The sequence below is a fragment of the Actinacidiphila paucisporea genome (genome assembly GCF_900142575.1).
GTDB lineage: Bacteria > Actinomycetota > Actinomycetes > Streptomycetales > Streptomycetaceae > Actinacidiphila > Actinacidiphila paucisporea.
Genome location: NZ_FRBI01000071.1, coordinates 1 through 2,221 on the forward strand (window position 1 = coordinate 1; position 2,221 = coordinate 2,221).

Genomic DNA, 2,221 nt, shown 5'->3' on the forward strand with positions numbered 1-2,221 from the left:
GCCGCCAACAGCTTCCTCGACGCACTCGCCCACCACCGCCACACCCACCACCAACCCGCCACCAGCCTCGCCTGGGGCCTGTGGGAACAGACCAGTGCGATGACGGGGGGCCTCGACGCGGGGCAGCACAGCCGGCTGCAGCGGGGCGGTGTCTCCGCCCTCACCACACCGCACGCCCTAGCCCTCCTCGATGACACTCTGCGGTCGGGGCTGACTCTCGCGGTGCTCACACCGATCGACAGCGGAGTGCTCCGCCGCCACCCGGACCCCCGGTCGCTCCCGTCCGTGCTGCGCGACCTCGTACGCCTTCCGCGGCGCACCGCGGCGGCCACCACGCCGACGGCGGAAGCGGCGGAGTCCTTCGCCGCCGCCCTGAGCCGGCTGCCCGCGGCCGAGCAGCGCAGCACCGTGCTCGCCCTGGTCCGTACCCACACGGCCACGGTGCTGGGGCACGCCACGCCGGAACTCGTCCGCAGCGACAACGCGTTCAAGGAGCTGGGCTTCGACTCGCTCACCGCGGTCGAGCTGCGCAATCTGATCAACGCCGCCACCGGGCTGCGGCTGCCCGCCACCCTGGTCTTCGACTACCCGACCCCCGCCGCGCTCGCCGGCCGGATCATCGCGCTCGTCGCGGAGAGCACCGGCACCGCCCCGGCCGACAGCGGCGGCGACCCGATCGGGGCCGAACTCGCCGCGCTGGAGGCCGCCGTGGCGGCCGTCGCCGGCGACGGGCTGCCGACGGACACGGATCCCGCACACCACGCCAAGACCGCTGCCCGGCTCCAGGACCTGCTGCGCGCCTGGAATGCCGCGTACGCCCCGAAGGACGGCGCCGGTTCCACCACCGACTTCGACTCCGCCTCCGACGACGAGCTGTTCGAGGCATTCGACAAGGGGCTCGGCAGCGCCCCTTGAGCCGCGCCCCCGATCCGCGCCACCGCGCCCGCCAGGCCCGGCCGCCCCACCGCGGCGCGCCGCTCCGAGAGGAATGAGACCTGATGGACAACGAAGAAAAGCTCCGCACCTATCTCAAGCGTGCGATGGCCGATCTTCAGCAGGCTCGCGAGCGCCTGCATGACGCCGAGGCGGAGCGGCACGAGCCGATCGCGATCGTCGGGATGGCCTGCCGGTTCCCCGGCGGCGTGAGCACCCCGGACGAGCTGTGGTCGCTGCTGGTCGAAGGGACCGACGCCACCGGGCCGTTCCCGACCGACCGCGGCTGGGACCTGGAGGGCCTCTACGACCCGGACGCCGACCGCCTCGGGACCAGCTACGCCCGGCGTGGCGGATTCCTCTACGACGCAGGCGAGTTCGACGCGGACTTCTTCGGCATCAACCCGCGCGAGGCGCTGGCCACCGACCCGCAGCAGCGACTGCTCCTGCACACCGCCTGGGAGGCGCTGGAAAACGCCCGGCTGGACCCGACGACGCTGCGCGGCACCCGTACCGGCGTGTTCACCGGCGTGATCGCCCAGGAGTACGTGCCGAGCAGCCGCGACGCCTCGGGGGCCGCCTGCGAGGGGTACTTCCTCATCGGCAACACGACATCGGTCGCGTCGGGGCGGGTCGCGTACACGCTGGGCCTCGAAGGGCCGGCGGTCAGCGTGGACACCGCCTGCTCGTCGTCCCTGGTCGCCCTGCATCTCGCGACCCAGGCGCTGCGCAACGACGAGTGCACGCTCGCACTGGCCGGCGGCGTGACCGTCCTGCCCAGCCCGAACCCTTTCCTGGAGTTCAGCCGGCAGCGCGGCCTGGCACCCGACGGCCGCTGCAAGCCCTTCTCCGCCGGCGCCGACGGCTTCAGCCTCGCCGAAGGCGTCGGCATGGTCCTTCTGGAGCGGCTGTCGGACGCCGAGCGCAACGGGCACCGCGTGCTCGCCGTCATCCGTGGCAGCGCCACGAACCAGGACGGCGCCAGCAACGGCCTCACCGCGCCCAACGGCCCTTCTCAAGAGCGCGTCATCCGAGCGGCGTTGGCCGACGCACAGCTGGCGACGGACGACGTCGACGTCGTCGAGGCGCACGGCACCGGGACGCCGCTGGGTGACCCGATCGAGGCGCAAGCGCTCCAGGCGACGTACGGCAAGGACCGGCCGGCGCAACGGCCCCTGCTGCTGGGCTCGGTGAAGTCCAACATCGGCCACACGCAGGCCGCCGCAGGCATCGCCGGCGTCATCAAAATGGTCCTCGCCCTGCGGGAAGGGCAGTTGCCCGCCACCCT

The 2,221-nt window shown here is 73.0% G+C and carries 2 protein-coding genes; both read left to right on the forward strand.

The window, feature by feature from the left end; genetic code table 11:
- The coding region (locus BUE44_RS35550; RefSeq protein WP_143172682.1) for a beta-ketoacyl reductase at positions 1-915 on the forward strand (915 nt) is incomplete at its 5' end.
- An 83-nt stretch (positions 916-998) separates the two neighbouring features.
- The coding region (locus BUE44_RS35555) for a beta-ketoacyl synthase N-terminal-like domain-containing protein (protein ID WP_200804637.1) at positions 999-2,221 on the forward strand (1,223 nt) is incomplete at its 3' end.